20 protein-coding genes and 1 tRNA gene are annotated in these 18,438 nt (G+C 60.1%); 6 read left to right on the top strand and 15 right to left on the bottom strand.

What is annotated here, in order from left to right; translation table 11 throughout:
• Nucleotides 1-90 precede the first annotated feature (90 nt).
• On the bottom strand, nt 91-600 hold the full coding sequence (locus HGP16_RS09950) for a prolyl-tRNA synthetase associated domain-containing protein (RefSeq protein ID WP_168839847.1): 510 nt from the start codon (nt 598-600) through the stop codon (nt 91-93).
• Between the two features lie 244 nt (nt 601-844).
• Here HGP16_RS09950 and HGP16_RS09945 point away from each other — a divergent pair.
• Together HGP16_RS09945 and HGP16_RS09940 are read left to right on the top strand one after the other, a co-directional pair.
• Nucleotides 845-919: transfer RNA gene (locus HGP16_RS09945), tRNA-Gly, on the top strand.
• Between the two features lie 199 nt (nt 920-1,118).
• A complete protein-coding gene (locus HGP16_RS09940) occupies nt 1,119-1,760 on the top strand; it encodes a DUF1007 family protein (protein WP_168839846.1) in 642 nt (213 codons plus the stop codon).
• 36 nt (nt 1,761-1,796) lie between these two features.
• On the opposite strand, the gene HGP16_RS09935 is transcribed toward HGP16_RS09940, so the two are convergent.
• A complete protein-coding gene (locus HGP16_RS09935) occupies nt 1,797-2,540 on the bottom strand; it encodes a phosphatase PAP2 family protein (protein ID WP_168839845.1) in 744 nt (247 codons plus the stop codon).
• A gap of 410 nt (nt 2,541-2,950) precedes the next feature.
• Here HGP16_RS09935 and HGP16_RS09930 point away from each other — a divergent pair, with 410 nt between their 5' ends.
• Complete coding sequence (locus HGP16_RS09930; protein WP_246703315.1) at nt 2,951-3,748, top strand: MipA/OmpV family protein; 798 nt, start codon at nt 2,951-2,953, stop codon at nt 3,746-3,748.
• Here the strand turns inward: HGP16_RS09930 and HGP16_RS09925 are convergent.
• The 12 genes from HGP16_RS09925 to HGP16_RS09870 all read right to left on the bottom strand — a co-directional run bounded on the left by HGP16_RS09925 (nt 3,689) and on the right by HGP16_RS09870 (nt 14,841).
• Entirely contained in the window at nt 3,689-5,023 is a 1,335-nt protein-coding gene (locus HGP16_RS09925) for an SAM-dependent methyltransferase (RefSeq protein WP_168839843.1), read from the bottom strand. The two genes, HGP16_RS09930 and HGP16_RS09925, sit on opposite strands and share 60 nt — an antisense overlap.
• On the bottom strand, nt 5,023-5,448 hold the full coding sequence (locus HGP16_RS09920; RefSeq protein ID WP_205926411.1) for an EamA family transporter: 426 nt from the start codon (nt 5,446-5,448) through the stop codon (nt 5,023-5,025). The genes HGP16_RS09925 and HGP16_RS09920 overlap by 1 nt, the downstream gene beginning before the upstream one ends.
• Complete coding sequence (locus HGP16_RS09915; protein WP_168839841.1) at nt 5,448-6,596, bottom strand: GNAT family N-acetyltransferase; 1,149 nt, start codon at nt 6,594-6,596, stop codon at nt 5,448-5,450. The genes HGP16_RS09920 and HGP16_RS09915 overlap by 1 nt, the downstream gene beginning before the upstream one ends.
• Nucleotides 6,577-7,389 (bottom strand): alpha/beta hydrolase, encoded by an 813-nt coding sequence (locus HGP16_RS09910; RefSeq protein WP_168839840.1) that lies wholly within the window; start codon nt 7,387-7,389, stop codon nt 6,577-6,579. The genes HGP16_RS09915 and HGP16_RS09910 overlap by 20 nt, the downstream gene beginning before the upstream one ends.
• The gene (locus tag HGP16_RS09905; protein ID WP_168839839.1) at nt 7,379-8,251 is read right to left on the bottom strand and encodes a fatty acid desaturase family protein; all 873 of its coding nucleotides are present in this window, start codon (nt 8,249-8,251) and stop codon (nt 7,379-7,381) included. Before HGP16_RS09905 ends, HGP16_RS09910 begins: the two co-directional genes overlap by 11 nt.
• The gene (locus tag HGP16_RS09900) at nt 8,248-8,601 is read right to left on the bottom strand and encodes an EamA family transporter (RefSeq protein ID WP_168839838.1); all 354 of its coding nucleotides are present in this window, start codon (nt 8,599-8,601) and stop codon (nt 8,248-8,250) included. Before HGP16_RS09900 ends, HGP16_RS09905 begins: the two co-directional genes overlap by 4 nt.
• Complete coding sequence (locus HGP16_RS09895; RefSeq protein ID WP_168839837.1) at nt 8,598-9,551, bottom strand: arginase family protein; 954 nt, start codon at nt 9,549-9,551, stop codon at nt 8,598-8,600. Before HGP16_RS09895 ends, HGP16_RS09900 begins: the two co-directional genes overlap by 4 nt.
• Before the next feature lie 4 nt (nt 9,552-9,555).
• Nucleotides 9,556-10,974 (bottom strand): aspartate aminotransferase family protein, encoded by a 1,419-nt coding sequence (locus HGP16_RS09890; protein ID WP_168839836.1) that lies wholly within the window; start codon nt 10,972-10,974, stop codon nt 9,556-9,558.
• A 20-nt stretch (nt 10,975-10,994) separates the two neighbouring features.
• Complete coding sequence (locus tag HGP16_RS09885; protein ID WP_168839835.1) at nt 10,995-11,678, bottom strand: MtnX-like HAD-IB family phosphatase; 684 nt, start codon at nt 11,676-11,678, stop codon at nt 10,995-10,997.
• 103 nt (nt 11,679-11,781) lie between these two features.
• A complete protein-coding gene (locus tag HGP16_RS09880) occupies nt 11,782-13,158 on the bottom strand; it encodes a sensor histidine kinase (protein ID WP_168839834.1) in 1,377 nt (458 codons plus the stop codon).
• Nucleotides 13,155-13,811: a response regulator transcription factor gene (locus tag HGP16_RS09875; protein ID WP_168839833.1), complete on the bottom strand. Its 657-nt coding sequence runs from the start codon at nt 13,809-13,811 to the stop codon at nt 13,155-13,157. The genes HGP16_RS09880 and HGP16_RS09875 overlap by 4 nt, the downstream gene beginning before the upstream one ends.
• A 172-nt stretch (nt 13,812-13,983) precedes the next feature.
• On the bottom strand, nt 13,984-14,841 hold the full coding sequence (locus HGP16_RS09870; RefSeq protein WP_168839832.1) for a LysR substrate-binding domain-containing protein: 858 nt from the start codon (nt 14,839-14,841) through the stop codon (nt 13,984-13,986).
• Nucleotides 14,842-14,947: 106 nt separating this feature from the next.
• Between HGP16_RS09870 and HGP16_RS09865 the strand changes: the two genes are divergently transcribed.
• A complete protein-coding gene (locus HGP16_RS09865) occupies nt 14,948-15,376 on the top strand; it encodes a VOC family protein (RefSeq protein WP_168839831.1) in 429 nt (142 codons plus the stop codon).
• Nucleotides 15,377-15,453: 77 nt separating this feature from the next.
• On the opposite strand, the gene HGP16_RS09860 is transcribed toward HGP16_RS09865, so the two are convergent.
• A complete protein-coding gene (locus tag HGP16_RS09860; RefSeq protein ID WP_246705505.1) occupies nt 15,454-16,914 on the bottom strand; it encodes a PLP-dependent aminotransferase family protein in 1,461 nt (486 codons plus the stop codon).
• A gap of 109 nt (nt 16,915-17,023) precedes the next feature.
• On the opposite strand from HGP16_RS09860, the gene HGP16_RS09855 reads away from it, so the two are divergent.
• Together HGP16_RS09855 and HGP16_RS09850 are read left to right on the top strand one after the other, a co-directional pair.
• Nucleotides 17,024-17,887 carry a DMT family transporter gene (locus tag HGP16_RS09855; RefSeq protein WP_168839829.1) on the top strand — a complete coding sequence of 288 codons (864 nt, stop codon included), beginning with the start codon at nt 17,024-17,026 and terminating at the stop codon, nt 17,885-17,887.
• Between the two features lie 86 nt (nt 17,888-17,973).
• Nucleotides 17,974-18,438: a DUF1348 family protein gene (locus HGP16_RS09850; RefSeq protein WP_168839828.1), complete on the top strand. Its 465-nt coding sequence runs from the start codon at nt 17,974-17,976 to the stop codon at nt 18,436-18,438.

The following is an 18,438-nucleotide window of genomic DNA, read 5'->3' as shown; positions in this document are numbered from 1 at the left end:
CGCCCGGCAGCACGCCCGATGGAATGGTCAAGACGATCGGACAATCCGAGGAGAAGCCGCCCGCCATGATCTTAGCGCTAAAATCGTACGTTAGTTCGTCACTTTCAAGACTAGCGGCGCATGACCCGTCGCCTCCATGAAGCGAAGCAGATCGGCGCTGGCAATCGACGTCGTCGCATCGTTCGACAGGGGATGGCAATTGACGATGTCATGCGCCATCAGATCGGCATCGAGGACGAAGGTCACGTTGCTCGCCGTATCGTTGATCGCGCCGAAGGCCGTCACAGAACCAGGGATGACGCCGAGATATTCCATCAGCTTTTCCGGCTTGCCGAAGGATACCTTGCTCGCCGCGCCGATCAGCGTATGCACGGTCTTCAGATCGACACTGGCGTTTTCCTCGACGGTCAACAGGAAGAAATTGTCCTTCTTGTCCTTCACGAACAGGTTCTTCGTATGGCCGCCGGGGATCTCGTCACGCAGCGACACCGATTCGGCGACGGTGAAGACGGGAGCGTGGTCCTTGGTCGTATGGGCAATGCCGAGTCCATCCAGGAATCGGAGAAGATCGTCGCGGGTTTTCGGGCTGGTCTCGGTCATGACGTCTCGCAATCAAAAATGGTTCGCCCCTGATACGTCGCCCACAATTTCATTGCAATCTTCCAGACGACAAAGCCCGGCGTTTCCGGGCTTTCAGGCAATCGCGGCAAGGGCATCGGAATTTTTCTTCGCGAACTCGTCATTTCCCTGTTGCATTTGAAAAACGGTTAGGCCATATAGCGCCCGTCGCCGCAAGACGACGCCCAGCGGTCCAACACACTACCCCGGATCGCGACGGGAATGAGCGGGTGTAGCTCAGGGGTAGAGCACAACCTTGCCAAGGTTGGGGTCGAGGGTTCGAATCCCTTCGCCCGCTCCAGTTTTCCAAAACGCCGTATTTGAAAAGAAGAGGCCACAGCCCAGGCTAAAGGCTGCCTGTTCCGAAAAGACAGGTTTCGATATTCCTGTTTCCTTCCCGAATCCATGCCTTGCCCAACGCGCGCCGGGGTCTCAAATCAGTCTCATTTGGCGTTCAGGTCTGAGCATCAAATGGGCTGATGGAGCGTGGTATTGCGCGCATGAAAACAAAGATTTCCCTGCTGATTGCGATGCTGTCGCTTCTGCCGGCGCCTGTGCTTGCCCATCCGCATATTTTCATCGACGCCAAATTCGAGGTCATCGCCGCGCCTGACGGCTCGCTCAGCGAATTGCGCAACGTCTGGAACTTCGACGAGGTATTCTCCTCCTCCGTGCTTATGGATTACGACAAGGGCGGCAACCAGACGCTCACCGCAAGCGAACTCAAGGCCGTGGGCAAGACGGTCAGGGATTCGCTGGCGCAATACGGTTACTATACAAACGTCACCAGCAACGGCAAAGCCGTGCCGATGGCCAAGCCGGACGTGGTTGAGGCCGACTACAAGAATGGTTCGCTGATCCTCACCTTTTCGCTGAAGCCGCAGCAGAAGACCTTCCTCAAGGGGACGACGATCTTCGGAATCTACGACAAGACGCTTTACACAGCGGTCGATTTCGCCACCGACAACGATATGACCATGTCGGGACCGGCCCTCGGCCGCTGCAAGCGCAAGGTGATCAGGCCCAATCCCAAGGAAGTCATGGCGGAGAACCAGGCCGCTCTCACCAGCATGTTCTTCAGCGATCCGAAGGGCACGGACTATTCGCTGCTCGTGGCGACGCGGCTGGAAGTCGACTGCTGATCCCGCGTTACGGCGCGCCGGAAGCGCCGCCTTCCCTCATTCCGGCGGCGGCGCATCGCTTCGCGTGCCCTCACCGTTTCGTGAGGGCGATATGGAGCGGCGGGCGATGATCCAGCAGCCGAGCGCCCAGGTAGCGCCGGCGCACCAGCCGCCGAGAACATCGGTCGGATAATGCACGCCGAGATAGACCCGGCTCGCGCCGATCATCAATGTCAGCAGGATGCCGGCCGCGACGGTGAAGGTGCGCGTCGACCGATTGGTGCGCGTGCTTGAGATCAAGGCGGCAAGGGTCAGATAGGTCACCGCCGACACCATCGCATGGCCGCTTGGAAAGCTCAGGTCGTGAACCTCGACCAGATGCGGCACGATATCGGGCCGAGACCGCGCGACATCGATCTTCAAGGCCCTGCTCAGCGCCCATCCGCCCAGCACCGAAGCGAGGATGAAGATGGCAATCGCCCGCTGGCGGTCCAGCAGCAGATAGATCGTCACCAAAACCGTCATCAGCGCCAGCACGGTCGTACCACCGAGGCTGGTAATGTCCCTGACGGCATGGGTGAGCCATCCCGGCCCGATCGGCACGGAAAGGTTGCCGGGCTGGCGAAGCGCCAGCAGTATCGCCTCGTCGAACCCCCTCGTGCTTCCTTCGAGAACCTCGTCCGTCAGATAGATGAACAGAAGAATTCCGCCCGAAAGAGCAGCGAACATTAAGAGCAGAAAAGGCTCGTAGCGGTTCAGCCACCCAGGTATGCCCGACGTGTCAAATGGCCGATTCTTCATGCGCTGAAACCTGCCTGTCGTGCTTTCACATCGCCTCTTTCACGGGTCAAAGTCCAAAATGGGACAAAGCCTATCTAGGAATAAAATTTGTCGCTTCCAAGCTTGGTGAAAACGAACGTCGGGCGTTGGCGCGGCAAGCGCTTCAGGTTCATGAAATGTTTTTCATCTATCCCAGCACGTATTTCTCGCTCACGTGGCAGCGGGCCGAAGGAGCGCAGCACCCACGCCTGCACAAGCGGTGCAAAAACCCTCGGGCCGCAAGCTGAGCGTAATATTTGCTCGTTAATTTTCTGCTGTTTTCGGAAGCTTGAGCTGTGTTAGTAGTGCGTGAGGGCGATCAGAGATCAGGTGTGGTCAGAGTGTTAAGTGTTGGGACATCTTTCTCCGCTCGCTTGTCGATGCTGGCCGGAATGGGGCTGCTGGCCGCGTCCGTAGCCGCGGCATTTCCTGCATCGTCCAAGGCGGAAGACGCCGCGAAATCCTCATCCGATACATGGGTCGTCACCCTTGGGGCGACGGTGGAATACGGTCCCAATTATGAGGGATCGAAGCGCTATTCCTTCAGTGCCCTGCCGTCCTTCGATTTCCACCGCCTCGGGGAAGCCCAGGAATACAGCGCCCCGGATGATAATTTCGACTATCAGCTCTTCGATCTCGGCGGCCTCGAAATCGGTCCCGTGGTGGGCCTGCGCGATGACCGCTTCGACCTCAACGACCTGCACCTGCAGAGCCAGCGAAAAGTGCGTTGGAATTTCGATGCCGGCGGCTTCGCCCAATATTGGCTGATGGAAAACAAGCTGCGGTTTCGCACGGAACTGCGCCAGTCGCTTTGGGGCGGAGATGGCCTGGTCGGCGATTTCGCACTCGACTGGTTTCAGCCGGTCGGCGACAAATGGCTCCTGTCGGCCGGACCTCGGCTGTCGATGGCAAACGACGTCTATATGCACGCCAACTTTGGTATCTCGCCGAGCGAGGCTGCGAGACATGGCCATGTCAACGCCTTCAACGCTGGGGCCGGCGTGAAATCCGTCGGCTTCACGGTGGCGGCGACCTACACCATCTCGCCCGAATGGAACGTGCAGGTCTATGAGAAGTATAATCGCCTGGTCGGCGACGCAGCCGATAGTCCGATCACCTCGCGGTTCGGCTCACCCAATCAGAACATCATCGGCTTTACGCTGAACCGAAGCTTCAACGTCAACTTCTGAGGCGCCGCGCGCTTCATTCTCGGCTATGTAGTTGCGCGTCAGCGGAATGATGTTGTTTCGCTTGGTCATCTGGATCTGGAAGACGACGAGATCCTCATAGCGGAAGGCGGCTTCCGCCGTCGAAAGATAATATTCCCACATTCGGCAGAAGCGCTCGTCATAGAGCTTGGCGGCATCGTCCCAGCGCGCCATGAAGCGCTCCCGCCAGTTCTCCAGCGTTATTGCGTAATGCAGCCTGAGCACTTCGACATCGGTGATGGCAAGCCCCGCCGCCTCGATCTCGGGCACGATTTCGGAAAGTGCCGGAATATAACCGCCGGGGAAGATATATTTGTCGAGCCACGGTGTCGTGAAGCCGGGCGTCGCCGAACAGCCGATGGTATGCAGCACCATGATGCCGTCATCCTCGAGCAATTCAGCGCATTTGCGGAAGAAGGTGCGATAGGATGCCAGCCCGACATGCTCGAACATGCCGACGGAGACGATCCTGTCGAAAAGTCCGGTGAGGCTGCGATAGTCCCTCAGCGCGAACTGAACCTCTGCCGGCGTTCCCCCGATCTTGCCGGCCAGGCGCTTCGAAGCATAGTCGTGCTGTTCCTCGGAGAGGGTGACGCCAAGCACGTAACCGCCCGGCGCGTGCTCGGCCATATGCAGCGCTAGGCCACCCCAGCCGCAGCCGATGTCGAGGATGCTGTTGTTCGGCTCGATCAGGAGCTTGGCGGCGAGATGGCGTTTCTTGGCAATCTGCGCGTCATCGAGCGATTGGCCGGCATGTTCGAAATAGGCGCAGGAATATTGCCGGTCCGGATCGAGGAAGAGTTCATAGAGCCGCCCGTCGAGATCGTAGTGATGGGCGACATTGGCCTTGGAACGTCCCGGCAGATTGCGGTGGCGGAAAATCCGCAGCTTCGTTCGGGCATGATCGATGAGGCGGGCGATCAGCGGGTGGCTGCTGTTCTGTGCCTCGCGCAGCATCATCGCCACGAAATCGTAGAGCGTGCCCCGCTCGACGATGAAGCGCTCATCCATATAGAGTTCACCAAGCCGCATATCGGCATCGATGAGCAACGCCCATTGCGCGCGGTCATCGGCAAAGCGGACGTGGACCGGCTCGCCGGTGCCATCACCGAATGTCAGCACCCGGCCGCTCGCCGTCGTCACGGTCAGAGCGCCCCGCGTGACGATCGAAGACAGTGCGCGCTTCACGCACCAGTCCACCAGGCCGGAGAAAACAGCATTGCCCCTGGGGCGATTTTCAGCGTGAGAATTGGACATTATCGATCCTTACCGGCACCGCTGTGCAGGCCACCCTGTTTGGCCTGCCAGTCGTCTTGCTCCTCCGGCGCCGCATCGGCGCCTGCAATCAGCCAGACCCCCAGGAGGATCAAGCCGCTGCCGATCACCTGCAGGGCGACGATCCGCTCGCCGAAAACGAACCAGCCCGTCGCGATGATCAGCACGTAGCTGACGCCGGAAAGCGGAAAGGCGCGGCTGAGGTCGAGCTCCGCAAGCACGTTCATCCAGATGAAGAAACAGGCGATCTCGACGGCGATGGCTGCCAGAATCCAGTAGGACGAGAGCGCCTGCCAGAGCCAGCCATCAATGCTGCCGTCGGCCAGTTGCTCCGCCCCATGCTTGATGAAGAATTGAAAGAGGGTGTTCAGCACCGGCACCACAAGCCAGGAAAAGCGCATCGGCATCACGCGTCCGCCTCGTCTGTCGAGAACATCGGCGACACCAGCCGCAGCAATCCCTGGAGGAAGGGATTGCGATGGCGGAAATACATCGCATTGGCGGTCAGCTTGCTGCCGAGACGCACCTTGTTCTCATAATAGGCTTGACCACTCTGGTAACGGCTCAAGCCATTGTCTAGGCAATAGCGCAGATTGGTGAACCAGCTCAGGAAATAGAGATTGTAGGGCCGGCCCTTCTCTCCATCCATGCAGAAGAACTTGTCGATCGCCGCGCGCTTATCGTGGACGATGAGATTGGCGGCCAACAGTCTGTCTTCGACGAAATAGAAGGCGCAGAACGAGCGGCCGCCCATGCCGCTGAGAATACCCTGGAAATAGTCCGGCGTCAGTTCTTCGAACTGCCATTCGCTGCGATTGCGCGTGTCGTGATAAAGCGCCATGACCTCTGGCAGGAACTCGCCGAAATCGGTGCGGATCTCCACCCTCACCTGTTCGAAGGACTTCATCTTGCGGCGCATGTCCTTGCGGGTGCCGGAGGAAAGCCTGGCGAGATATTCGTCGATCGTCTTGAAATCGATGTCGAGCCAGGCCGTCGGAAGGCCGCTGATCGACGCATAGCCACGGGCGGCAAACAGCGCCCCGAATTCGGCAGATACCGGTTCGGGAATGTCCTTGAGACCGATCAGCCCGCAATGCTCCGTTGCGGCGACCTGCTCGAAAAAGGACAGCATCTCCGCCAGCAAAGCACCACGGCGCTCGCCTTCGACATCGGGATGGAAGCCGATCGCTCCCGTCTCCGTGCAGGGCGATCCGAGGCAGGCAAGGCGCAGCTTCAGGAACTTCGGAAAATAGCGCTGGACCTTGCGCACGGATCTCCGCAGAAATCCCTCCTCCAGCGTCGTATCGAGCGCATAGAGGCAGAGAAAAGCCGGCATGGCGGCGCTGACCCGCCCATCTTCGACGATGGTGATATAGCGCCATTCAAAGCCTTCGAGGCCGGCCTCTTCGATGGCGAGCAGGCAATCATAATCCTCGACCTGGCCCTGGAAGCAGGCATTCCATGTATCGCGGCCGATGGCGCGGATGCTGACATGAACCTCGGCCACCGGCTTGCCGACCAGCTGCGGCATCACTTTAAGCAGCGGCTGCGACATGGCGCGCCTCAAAGAAATCTGCCGTGAAATCGGCGACCTGGCGATGCTGACGGTCGACATGGATCATGTGATAGCTGTCCGTGATCCACTTCAGTTCGTGCGGAGCGCCGATATGCTCGGAAATGTAACGGGCATGTTTCGGACTGGCGAGATCGTCCTCCTCCGCATGGAGGATCAGCGTCGGCGTCTGCATTTTCGGCAGCATGCCGCGAAGGGTGTGGCCCAGCCGATGCATCTCGACCAGACCCTTGCCGGGGAATTTTTCCAGAATGCCCTCGCCCGCCATACCCTCGACAAGCCGGCGCATCCGCTCGTCCTTGATCCCCAGCGACGTCGTCTCGCTGAAGCTCAGACGGTCGAGGAAGGGAATGCGCGACAGCCATCCGATCTGCGATGCCAGCAGCGGATAGTAGAAGGGAACATCCCAGCCGTCATAGCTGAAGCAAGGAGAATAGATCGCCACGGCGTTGATCGCCCTCTTCTGCTCGGCAGCCAGCATCGCCAGCTTGCCGCCGACGCAGATGCCGGCCGCAAAGACTTCCTGCGTTCTCGATGCCAGCAGCGCCGACGCCTCGACGACCGAACCGAGCCAATCCTCCCAGCGTGTCCCGCGCAACGTCTTCGCATCGACACCATGACCGGCCAGCAGCGGCGCATAGATGCTGTAGCCCCTGCGGTTGAGGTGGCGGGCAACCAGCTTCATTTCGGCGGGCGCCCCTGTCAGGCCATGGATCAGAAGAACGCCTTTGCCGTTTGAGCCCTCCATGAAGAAGCTCAATTCGTCATGCTTCATGAGTGAGCTCCGACTGCCGGTTTTCCTTGGCCATGAAGCCAAGCGCATGGCAGGTGCTGATCACATGCGTACCGTTCTTCTCCTGCTCGTCCTTGATCTGTTCGTGCAGCGCCTGCAGCTTCGTCCAGTGCGTGCGCGGCCGGTAATGATGTTCGGCATGATAGCCGTTGCCGAACCAGAGCCAGTTGTAGAAGGACTTGTGGCTGGAAACGCCCCAGGCGATCGGCTCGTCGGGATCGCCGTTCAGATGCTCGTAATACCCGTTCAGCGACGATAGGCAGTTGCCGATATAATAGAACGGCACGAAGAACAGCACCGCCTTCCAGTCGTAAAGCAGCGCGAGCGCCGCAAGACCGAGGAAGAAGTAGAGTTCGAACCGCCCCCAGGCCGCATCGAACGGACGATTGCGGGCAATCGCCTTGTGAATATCGCCCAGGCTGTCGCGGAAGAAGCTCAGGAACGTGTAGGACCAGACGTTTTCGGGTTGACCATCACGTCCGTGGCGATAGATCGACAGCAGATCGATGGTATCGCCTTTTTCATCCGGCCGGTCGCTGTTGCCCGAATGATGGCGCATATGCACCCAATGATAATAGGTCTGCGAGAAGCCGATCGCGACCGACTCCAGCAGGCTGAATGCATAGTTCATCCAGCGCGGCTTGAAGTAGGGCGTATGGATGAAATTGTGCGATATGCTGTTGATGTTCCAGGAGATCGAAACGGCATAAAGGCAGCCGAGAACGGCCGAGAGCCAAAGCGGCCGGCTTTCGAAGCCGACGATCAGATAGACGTCGAAGGCGAGATGAGCGACGGCCGCCAGAACTGGCGCGAGATCCCATCGGGTGTGCGCAAAGATTTTCATAATCCTGTAACTCCCACACAAGCCACGCCGGCGGTCACGAGAAACACGCCGGTCGCATGGCGCAGGTTGATGTTTTCCTTGAAGATGACGGCGCCGGCGAGCACGATGACGACATAGCTCAGCGCCATCAGCGGGAAGGCGATGGTCAGGGGGACGCGCTCCAGAACGGCCGTCCACGCGAAAAGCTCCACAGCCCAGAACAGAATGCCGAGCCAGGTGATCGGCTTGGCCAGCGTCGAAAGCAGAGCGCCCTCGCTGGCCGATTGCTTGAAGCAGACCTCGCGGGCGGTCTCCGCGAGTACGCAGAACAGGATGAGCCCAAGCATGGGAAGTGTCAGGCTGCCGGTCATTCCATATACTCCGCCAGAACTTCCAGCAGCGCGTGATTGGCGGCGCTGTTGATGTTCCTCGTCGTTTCCGCGGCCTGACGCATGCGCGGCTGATCGATGAAGATCTCCGCGCGCTTCATGAACTGGGTCCGCAGGCTGCCAGCATAGCTCGGGGTCGAATAATCCCCGATGACATCGGCGCCGATGATACGGTAGCGGCTGCCGATTTCGCTGAGCAGAGCCAGCAGATAGGGCAGCCGCATGCGGCCCTGATCCCAATTGGTCACGGCATCGTCGGCCGCCAGCACATCCTTGTCGATGGTGACATAGACGGCCTCGGTGCGAATGCGGCTGAGCATGCGGTCGATGAAATTTTCCTCGCCGATCTCGGCGATCGATTTCCAGTGCAGCGCGCCCTTTTCCTGCTGATAGCTGGCGCCGTTGCCGTAATCAGCCAGCACGCGGCTCGGCGGATGTTCGTAAGGGTAGAGTTCCAGCTTGCCTTCACCGAGCCAGCGCAGGTTCGCTCCCTTGCGCTCCGGGCTGCGAAGATCGCTGCTGCAGACCCCGATCGTGATGACCTTCTGGATATTGCGATTGGCAAGCGCCCTGTTGACCCAGGAGCCGCAATGCATGCCGCCGTCGAATTTCACCCAATCCGGATGATTGTCGAAATGGATCAGCGTCGCCGGACCGGGCTGCCGTTCCAGCGCGCTTTCAAGCAGCAGTGCCGTGATGTGATGGAAATCGCCGGAGCCCATGAAGCACAGCTGCGGGGCCTTGCCCATCGCCGGCCCATTCCTGACGATCTCCCGGCTGAGGTTATCAAGGGCGCTCTGCTTGCCCCATAGCCGGACCAGCTGCCCGGCATCCTTGCCGAAATACTGATGCGCGCCCGCAAATTTGCAGGCACGCACGAAGTCTGGCTGCAACTCCAATGCATCGTCGAGATGGAGAAGCAGGAGCTGCACGGTCTTATCTCCGGGCAGCGCGCGTCAGGAGCTGGTCGAGCAGGGCAAGCGCCAGATCGATCTCCTCGCGGGTGATGAGCAGGTTGGGCGCAAAGGTGATGACGTTCTTGTGATAGCCGCCGACGTCGAGCACGAGACCGTAGGTCTTGGAGCCGACCTGCATGTCGCCCTTCATGCCTTCGTCGCACATCCAGTCCATCGTCGCCTTGTCGGGCGTATAGCTGTCGTCCTTGCAGATCTCCATGCGCAGCGCCAGGCCGAGACCGTCGACTTCGCCGACGATGGCATGGCGCTTCTGCAGCTGCTTCAGTCCGTCGAGGAAATGCGCGCCCTTCTCCATGATCGCAGCACCGAAATCCTGCTCTTCCAGCATCTTCATCGCTTCGAGCGCGACGGCAGTCCCCATTGGGTTGCTGGCGAAGGTCGAATGCGTGGAGCCGGGCGGGAAAATCTCCGGATTGATCATCTCTTCGCGGGCCCAGACGCCGGAAAGCGGATTGAGGCCGTTGGTGATCGCCTTGCCGAAGATCAGCGCATCGGGCGAAACGCCGAAATGCTCGATCGACCAGAGCTTGCCGGTACGGTAGACGCCCATCTGGATTTCATCGACGATGAGCAGGATGCCGTGATCATCAAGCACCTTCTTCAGCTCGACGAAGAAGTTCATCGGCGGGATGACGTAGCCGCCGGTACCCTGGATCGGCTCGATGTAGAAGGCGGCATATTCGGACTTGCCGGCCTTCGGATCCCAGACGCCGTTATATTCGCTCTCGAACAGGCGGGCGAACTTCTGGACGCAATAGTGCCCGTATTCTTCCTTCGACATGCCCTTCGGGCCGCGGAAGTAATAGGGAAACTCGACGAACTGCGCCCGGTCGCCGAAATGGCCGTAGCGGCGGCGATAGCGATAGCTCGACGTGATCGCGGAAGCGCCGAGCGTACGGCCGTGGTAGCCGCCTTCGAAGGCGAACATCAGGCTCTTGCCGCCGGTGTAATTGCGCACGAGCTTCAGCGAATCCTCGACCGCCTGCGAGCCGCCGACGTTGAAGTGGACGCGGCCCTTGTGGCCGAACTTGCGCTCGGCGTCCTGGGCGATCATCGCGGCAAGCTCCACCTTTTCACGATGCAGATACTGCGAGGCGACCTGCGGGAGACGGTCGAGCTGGCGATGCGCGGCCTCGTTCAGGCGCTCGTTGCGATAGCCGAAATTGACGGCGGAGTACCACATCTGAAGATCGAGGAATGGCGTGCCGGTCCGATCGTAGACGTAGGAACCTTCGCATTCCTCGAAGAACTTGGGCTTGTCCGTGTAGTGAACCGTGTCGCCGTGGGAGCAATAGGCTTCCTCGAGGGCGCGCAATTCTTCTTCCGAGCGGACGGACTCGGTCTCGCCGGTGAAGGCTTCGGCTACATTCGTTTTCATTCAATGCCTCTCGGTCTGTTTCACGCCGTCTTGAACTGCGGCAGTGCACGGGAGCGTCGCTCGACGCTCGGGAGAACGGCTTCCATCTTCGGAAGCAGGTCGGAAAAATCGTCGAAACCGACATAGGGAATGCCGTTTTCCTCACAGTAATCGACAAGCTTGGCCTTGGCGAAAACGAGGTCGACCTTGTCGGAAACGCAGAAGTCGCTGCGCCCGTCGCCGATATAGACCTGCAGGTCGTTGCTATCGACAACGCGGCATTTGCAGACGCCGGCACCGGACACGCAGCCGGTTGCCGTAAATGGCGGAAACAGCGAATAGGACTCGCGGCCCTGAGAGACGCTGCAGGTGAGCACATTGGCGACGATAGGCAGGCCGTCTATGCCATGACGCGCCAGAATGCGGCGGATGAAGTAATCGACGCCATCGCTGACGATGGTGACAGGCAGGTCGCTGCGGCGGCAAAAGGACAGGAAGCCTTCGAAACCCGGATCGATCGACAGCGTGTCGAGAAACCGGTCGAGTTCGGGTCTGGCGGCTTCAATGAGAGCGATCTGCCGACGCATGCATTCGCCGGAGCCGATCAGCCCCTGCTTCCACAGCCGTTCTATGTCTTCCCATTCGGAACCGGCGAAACGGGACAACACCATATCCGTCGCGTCTTCGATGGATATGGTTCCATCAAAATCGCAAAACACCCGCATGAACTACCCTTTCGCCTTATCCCAAGTTGCGTCTAACAACCTCAGATGAGCCGTGCATGAGGGGAAAATGATGCGAAAATGAAAAACGGGGTTGTGTTGGTTTTTAGCTCAATGGCAATCTTAGATCGACCTGAAGGCCATTGCCCCAACGCGGCGTGGAAAGCTCCACCGCGGCCGCGAGGCGATCGGCCGTATCCGCGACGATGGCAAGGCCGAGGCCCGCCCCTTCGGTATGAAGGGTGTTGAGGCGATAGAAGCGCTGGAAAACAGCCTCCCTCTCATGCGGCGGAATGCCGGGTCCGCTGTCGCTGATCGAGATGCGGCCGAAGCTCTCCTCCGATGAAATCGAAACTCTGATCTCGCCGCCGACGGGCGTGTATTTGATGGCATTATCAAGCAGATTCGTCACCATCATGCGCATCAGCGATTCATCGGTCCTGACCTGGATCTTTTCGTCCCCTTCCAGCACCACGTCGAGCTCGCGATCTGTGATAATGTTGCCGAATTCGGCGATCAGCGACGCGACCCAATGGTAAAGCGTCACGGACGTCAGATTGAGAGGGTGATGGCTGACCCTGGCAAGCCGCAGCAACTGTTCGATCAGGTGAATGGCGCGGTTGTTGCTGGCGACGAGATCGGAAATGATCGCTTGCCGCTCATGGTCGCTGTCGCTGTTTTCGAGCATGCGCAGCAGAAGCTTCACGCTTGCCTGGGGCGTACGCAATTGATGCGCGGCAAGATCGGAGAAGCGGCGCTCCAGCGTCAGAGACTGACCGAGCTTTTCCAATAGCTGGTTGATCGACCGGCCGAGCGGCAGGAGATCGCGTGGCAGCGCGTCCACCGGAATGGCCGAGAGATCGTCCGGCGATCGCGTGCGAATCTGCCGCACCAGCCCATGGATCGTGCGCAGGCCGCTGTTGATGCCGAGCCAGATGAGAAAGGCGATGACGGGCACCAGCATCAGCAGCGGAAAGAAGAGATTAAGGAGTATGTTGGAGACGAGCGTTTCGCGAAGCGCGATCTTCTCGCCAAGCTCGATCACGATGGTGGTGTTCGGGATCGGCAGCGAATAGACGCGCCACTCGTCCCCGCCATAGGTCAGGGTCGTGAAGCCCACCTTCTGCTGCGGGACGTCGGACAGGAAGGCCGTGCTGCTGTAGAAACGGATATTACCGTCGACCCAGGCCCGAAACATGTGGGCATCGGCATAATCGTCGGCATCCTCGTTGAAGGCCAGCTGGTTGTCCATGTTGAAATCGATGTCGTCGATCTGCTTGGCCGTACGGTCCGGCGTCTTTTCCAGAGGGTGTCGCAGCAGGCTCCAGATCACGTTCGCATCGTCGATCAACTGGGCGTCGTAGATATTGTTGATCTCCCGCGTCGCGCTGTTGAAGGCGAAGGCGGCGATGACGACGATCGTCACCACGACAACAGGCGCGATGCGCAGAAAAAGCTTGCGGGTAAGCGTGGAATTGTTCATCGCTCGATCATGTAGCCGACGCCGCGGATCGACTTGATGAAATCGGTGCCGAGCTTCTTGCGCAGATTGTAGATCGTCACTTCGATCGTGTTGCTCTCGACGGTGTTTTCGGCGTCATAGAGCGCATATTCGATATCGTTCTTCGTCACGTAGCGGCCGCTGCGCTCCATCAGAAGCTTCAGCAGATGGAATTCCTTGGCCGTCGTGTGCACCTGGGCACTGCCCTTGCGGGCGACCATGGCCGATGGATCGACCTCGACATCGCCGCAGCGGATGACGCTTTCGGTCCGTCCGTCGCGGCGGCGGATGAGCGCGCGCAGGCGCGCCAGCAGCTCATCCAGATCGAAGGGCTTCACGAGGTAATCGTCGGCGCCCTCGTCGAGGCCCTCGACCTTCTGGCGCACGGAATCCATCGCCGTCAGCAGCAGCACGGGCACGGAATTCCCCCGCTGACGGATGCGCCGCAACACTTCCATGCCGCTCAGCTGTGGCAGATTGATATCGAGGACGATCGCCGCGAAATGCGAATTCTCCGCCGCCTCCAGGCCGGATTCGCCGTCGCGCATCCAGTCGACGCCATAGGCGTGCTTTTCCAAGGCCTTCTTGAGCGATGATCCGAGGATATTGTCATCTTCAACAAGCAGAACCCGCACGACCAACCTCACTTAACCGAATTTCATAGCCGATGTGAGCCGCAATTGAAGCGGCCATGTGGCAAAGCTATGACGGATCATTTCCACCTGGCAAGAGCCGCGGGAAAAGCCCGCCGGCCCGTCGGATATCGCACTGCCAAGCCGGAAGGGCGAAACCGCCTGGCCGGCAACGTCAAGGCTGCGCATCGATCAGGCATTCGGCGAGGTGCATTTTGGCTGGATTTCGATCGGGCGACTGCAATATGCCGATCTCGCGATAGAAGGTTTCCCCGGCGAGCGACACCATGCGCACCGGCGTGGCGGAAGGCGGGCTGCCATCGACGATCGGCAGGAGCGCCACCCCAAGCCCGCATGCGACCAGAGCCGATATCCCGGCGATGTCGTCGATCTCGATCGCCTCGTTGGGATCGATCGAATGTGCCCGCAGAAACCGGTCAACCTGCCGCCCTCCAAAGGAGCCGCGGTCATAACGGATGAAGGATTGCTCTTTCAACAATGTCCGCCAATCGTCGCCCTCCAGCCATTCGGGAACCGCCAGTCCATAGGGCTCGCGCAGCAGCGGCTGCCATTCGAGGTTCTTCGGCAAACCAAAAGGAGGCTCGATAAGGACCGCCAGATCGAGCTCGCCCGCATCGATCAAATCGAGCAAGTGAAGGGAAACGCCGGGAACGATACGAACGCGGGTGTTCGGAAACCGCTGCCGAAACGGCACGAGCGCACGCGCAAGGATCGCCGACTGAACCGAGGCGATGGCGCCAATATGCAGCTGGCCGCCGGATGCGTCATCGGCGGGATCAGCGAGATGGTCGAACATCGCGATAATGGTCTTGGCGCGTTCGAGCGTTCTCAGGCCGGCGGCGTTTAACATCGCGGAACGGCCTGTCCGCTCGAACAGCGTCATGCCGAGCCTTTCTTCGAGCCGTTTCATCTGGCCGCTGACCGCTGCCTGGGTGAGTCCGATCCGCTCTCCCGCGGCGGCAAATGTCCCAAAGCGAGCGACCGCAACCAGGGTTTTAAGTTCCGGAATCATGATTCATAATTTTTCCTATGCTTCAGCCTCACGATATACAGTTTTTCATAGGAAAAAATGTACCTTATTCATGACTGCATCGAGTTCGCACTTCAGGGAGACGATCATGAGCGCAGCACCCCTTCACCCGTTTCATCTTGCATTCCCCGTCAACGATCTTGCCGCGGCCCGAACCTTCTACGGCGGCCTTCTTGGCTGCCCCGAGGGCCGGAGCTCGCCCGACTGGATCGATTTCAACTTCTATGGCCATCAGATCGTTGCCCATCTGGCGCCGAGCGAAACCGGGGAAGTGGCCGCAAATGCCGTCGATGGCCATGGTGTCCCCGTCCGCCATTTCGGCGTGGTTCTATCGATGGAGGAATGGGAAGCAGCGGCCGAGAAGCTGACGAAGGCCAACATCGATTTCGTCATCAAGCCCTATATCCGCTTCCGCGGCGAGCCCGGAGAACAGGCGACCATGTTCTTCAAGGATCCCAGCGGCAATGCCATCGAGATGAAGGCCTTTGCCGACATCAACAGCCTGTTTGCAAAATAGCGCCGAGCGCTGAGGATAGGAGCATCATCCGGCGACGATAAGCGGCCGCCGACAGGGCGCGATGCTCATATCCTCCATTAATTGCCTAAACCGCGGTCGAAACTGATGGCGTCGGCTGCCTGATCACGCATCCTCAACTTGCCTATGGCCGCCTCCAGCACGGCAAAGATGCGTGCATCCGTCGATTGGGCGACATTGAAGCGCATGAAGCGACCCGCTGTGTCGGAAACGCTGAAGGCATTGCCGGGCGCGAGAATGATACCTTCGGCAAGGCAGGCGCGGGCGACATCGGCCGCATCCAGCCCCTCCGGTAATCGGCACCAGAGAAACATGCCCGCCTGGGGCTTGAGCCAGGGAACGATGCCAATGGCCTCAAGACGGGCTGCCACCTCGGCCATGGTCTTTGCAAGCCGGACACGCAGCGCTTCGACATGCTTGCGATAGCTGCCGTCCTTCAATGCGAGGTAAACGAGCTCCGCCGACATTTGCCCGCAGCTGAAACTGCTTGCGACCTTGAGATCGACGAGACCGTCGATCCAGTCCGGCTTGGTGGCGATAAAGCCGCAGCGCACGGAGGCCGAGAGCGTCTTCGAAAAACTGCCGATATGGATCACCCGGTCGAGCCCGTCATAGGCTGCGAGACGCGGCACCGGCACAGTCTCGAAATCGGCGAAGATATCGTCCTCGATGATGATCAGCCCGAAAGCATCCGCCAGCTTCAATAGCCGATGCGCTGTCACCGGCGAAAGCGCGGCACCGGTCGGGTTATGAATAGCCGAATTGGTGATGTAGAGCCGAGGCTTATGTCGTTCGAGGGCCTGACCGAACAGCTCGATATCCGGCCCCGTGGGCGTGAAGGGCACGGAGACGACATTGGCGCGATGAGCCCGCAGCAGCGCATGGAAATTGAAATAGCAGGGGTCGTCCACCAGCACGGTATCGCCGCGTTCAAGCAGAAAGCGGCAGAGGAGGTCGATCGCCTGCGTACCGGACTCCGTCAACATGATCTGGTCCGGAGGCGCATTGATGCCATGCTCGCCGAGACGCCTGGCAAGAAGCTGCCGCAGCGGCGGCAGGCCGAGCGGCGTCCCGTAATTGGCGAGCACGCCGATATCGCTCCGCGCCAATGTCCGCATCGCGCGGCGCAGGGCCGCCTGCGGCAGCCAGGACGGCGGAAGCCAGCCGCAGCCTGGCTTCAAAGCATCATCACCGACCTCCAGCGATTGCCGCGAGATCCATAGCGGATCGACATTGCGATCCGACGTTGCTCCGGTTTCGGTGAGCGACAACGGCGGCAACTGCCCGCAGACATAAAAGCCGGATCCCGGGCGCGAACGGATCGTGCCCTCGGCGGCAAGCCGCTCATAGGCCTCGACCACGGTGGAAACCGAGACCTGCATCGTCTTGGCGAAGCTGCGCACCGAAGGAAGCCGCGCACCCGGCGCCAGGCTGCGACTGGCAATGCGGTCGGAAATCGCCGCCATCACCCCTTCGATCCGCGTACTCCCGCCAATGCCGGCCGTCGAGAGATCGCTCATCCGTACTGCACCTTCAACCATAACAGTTTGCGCAAATTGTACTGTACCGTATCTGGCTTGACCAGACAAATGCACCGATATCTGCGAGCATCAAGAAGGAGCATGCACGATGGATAAAACGACGACGGGATGGATCTACGGTTTGACCGGAGTAGTGATTTTCAGCGGCTCCCTGCCGGCGACGCGGGTGGCCGTCATGGATTTCGATCCGCTGTTCCTGACCGTCGCGCGCGCCGTGATCGCCGGTCTGCTGGGTCTCTGCCTTCTGCTTGCCTTTCGCGAGAAGCGCCCGGCCCGCGGCGACATCACCGCGCTCGCCATCGTCGCGCTTGGCTGCGTGGTCGGCTTTCCGCTGCTGACGGCGCTGGCGCTCAAGCACGTCACCTCTGCCCATTCGATCGTCTTCATCGGCCTGCTGCCGCTGGCAACGGCCATCTTCGGCGTGCTGCGCGGCGGCGAGCGGCCACGGCCGGCCTTCTGGATATTCTCCGCCCTCGGCAGCGCGCTCGTCAGTGGCTATGCCTTGGCACAGGGCGTATCGGCCTCGCCGGTCGGCGATCTCCTGATGCTTGCAGCCGTTCTCGTCTGCGGCCTCGGCTATGCCGAAGGCGCGGTGCTCTCGCGCCGGCTCGGCGGCTGGCAGGTCATCTGCTGGGCACTGGTCCTGTCCCTGCCAGTCACGGTCGCGCTCTGCGTCATGACCATGCCGCACAGTATTGACGGCATCGGCCGCCCGGCCTGGCTCGGCCTCACCTATGTCTCGCTCTTCAGCATGCTGATCGGCTTCGTCTTCTGGTATCGCGGCCTGGCGCAGGGCGGCATCGCAGCCGTCGGCCAGCTGCAATTCCTGCAGCCCTTCTTCGGCTTCGCGCTTGCGGCAGCACTGCTCAAGGAAAGCGTCAGCTGGTCGATGCTCGCCGTCACGATCGCTGTCGTCGGCTGCGTCGCCGGCGCCAGGAAATTCGCGCACTGAGCCATCGAGCCGAGCAAGGGCCTTGCCGCTTGACCTCCTAAACTGATCGGTCTATTAAAAACCCATCGGTTTAGAAGGAGTTTATCATGCCGACCCCTCTCGTCCCACCTTTCACCCGCGAAACCGCCATCGCCAAGGTCCGCTTGGCCGAGGACGGCTGGAACAGCCGCGATCCGGAGCGTGTTTCCAAGGTCTACACGGAAGACAGCCAATGGCGGAACCGCGCCGAATTCCCGCGCGGCCGCAAGGAGATCGTCGAATTCCTGACGCGCAAATGGGCAAGGGAACTGGACTATCGGCTGATCAAGGAATTCTGGGCCTTCGACGGCAATCGCATTGCGGTGCGCTTTGCCTATGAATGGCACGACGACAGTGGCCACTGGTTCCGCTCCTACGGCAACGAGAACTGGGAGTTCGATGCCGACGGCCTGATGCAGCGCCGTTTCGCCTCCATCAACGACATGCCGATCAGGCAAGAGGACCGGAAATTCCATTGGCCGCTCGGCCGCCGGCCCGACGATCATCCAGGCCTCTCCGAACTCGGCCTTTGA

The sequence above is a fragment of the Rhizobium sp. P40RR-XXII genome (genome assembly GCF_012641405.1).
Taxonomy (GTDB): Bacteria; Pseudomonadota; Alphaproteobacteria; order Rhizobiales; family Rhizobiaceae; genus Rhizobium.
This window is presented reverse-complemented; position numbering and strand designations above follow the sequence as displayed.

Bases quoted from the DNA above. Each gene is read 5' to 3' on its own strand.
- HGP16_RS09950 (WP_168839847.1), bottom strand. From the start codon at position 600: ATGACCGAGACCAGCCCGAAAACCCGCGACGATCTTCTCCGATTCCTG.
- HGP16_RS09940 (WP_168839846.1), top strand. From the start codon at position 1,119: ATGAAAACAAAGATTTCCCTGCTGATTGCGATGCTGTCGCTTCTGCCG.
- HGP16_RS09935 (WP_168839845.1), bottom strand. From the start codon at position 2,540: ATGAAGAATCGGCCATTTGACACGTCGGGCATACCTGGGTGGCTGAAC.
- HGP16_RS09930 (WP_246703315.1), top strand. From the start codon at position 2,951: ATGGGGCTGCTGGCCGCGTCCGTAGCCGCGGCATTTCCTGCATCGTCC.
- HGP16_RS09925 (WP_168839843.1), bottom strand. From the start codon at position 5,023: ATGTCCAATTCTCACGCTGAAAATCGCCCCAGGGGCAATGCTGTTTTC.
- HGP16_RS09920 (WP_205926411.1), bottom strand. From the start codon at position 5,448: ATGCCGATGCGCTTTTCCTGGCTTGTGGTGCCGGTGCTGAACACCCTC.
- HGP16_RS09915 (WP_168839841.1), bottom strand. From the start codon at position 6,596: ATGTCGCAGCCGCTGCTTAAAGTGATGCCGCAGCTGGTCGGCAAGCCG.
- HGP16_RS09910 (WP_168839840.1), bottom strand. From the start codon at position 7,389: ATGAAGCATGACGAATTGAGCTTCTTCATGGAGGGCTCAAACGGCAAA.
- HGP16_RS09905 (WP_168839839.1), bottom strand. From the start codon at position 8,251: ATGAAAATCTTTGCGCACACCCGATGGGATCTCGCGCCAGTTCTGGCG.
- HGP16_RS09900 (WP_168839838.1), bottom strand. From the start codon at position 8,601: ATGACCGGCAGCCTGACACTTCCCATGCTTGGGCTCATCCTGTTCTGC.
- HGP16_RS09890 (WP_168839836.1), bottom strand. From the start codon at position 10,974: ATGAAAACGAATGTAGCCGAAGCCTTCACCGGCGAGACCGAGTCCGTC.
- HGP16_RS09885 (WP_168839835.1), bottom strand. From the start codon at position 11,678: ATGCGGGTGTTTTGCGATTTTGATGGAACCATATCCATCGAAGACGCG.
- HGP16_RS09880 (WP_168839834.1), bottom strand. From the start codon at position 13,158: ATGAACAATTCCACGCTTACCCGCAAGCTTTTTCTGCGCATCGCGCCT.
- HGP16_RS09870 (WP_168839832.1), bottom strand. From the start codon at position 14,841: ATGATTCCGGAACTTAAAACCCTGGTTGCGGTCGCTCGCTTTGGGACA.
- HGP16_RS09865 (WP_168839831.1), top strand. From the start codon at position 14,948: ATGAGCGCAGCACCCCTTCACCCGTTTCATCTTGCATTCCCCGTCAAC.
- HGP16_RS09860 (WP_246705505.1), bottom strand. From the start codon at position 16,914: ATGAGCGATCTCTCGACGGCCGGCATTGGCGGGAGTACGCGGATCGAA.
- HGP16_RS09855 (WP_168839829.1), top strand. From the start codon at position 17,024: ATGGATAAAACGACGACGGGATGGATCTACGGTTTGACCGGAGTAGTG.
- HGP16_RS09850 (WP_168839828.1), top strand. From the start codon at position 17,974: ATGCCGACCCCTCTCGTCCCACCTTTCACCCGCGAAACCGCCATCGCC.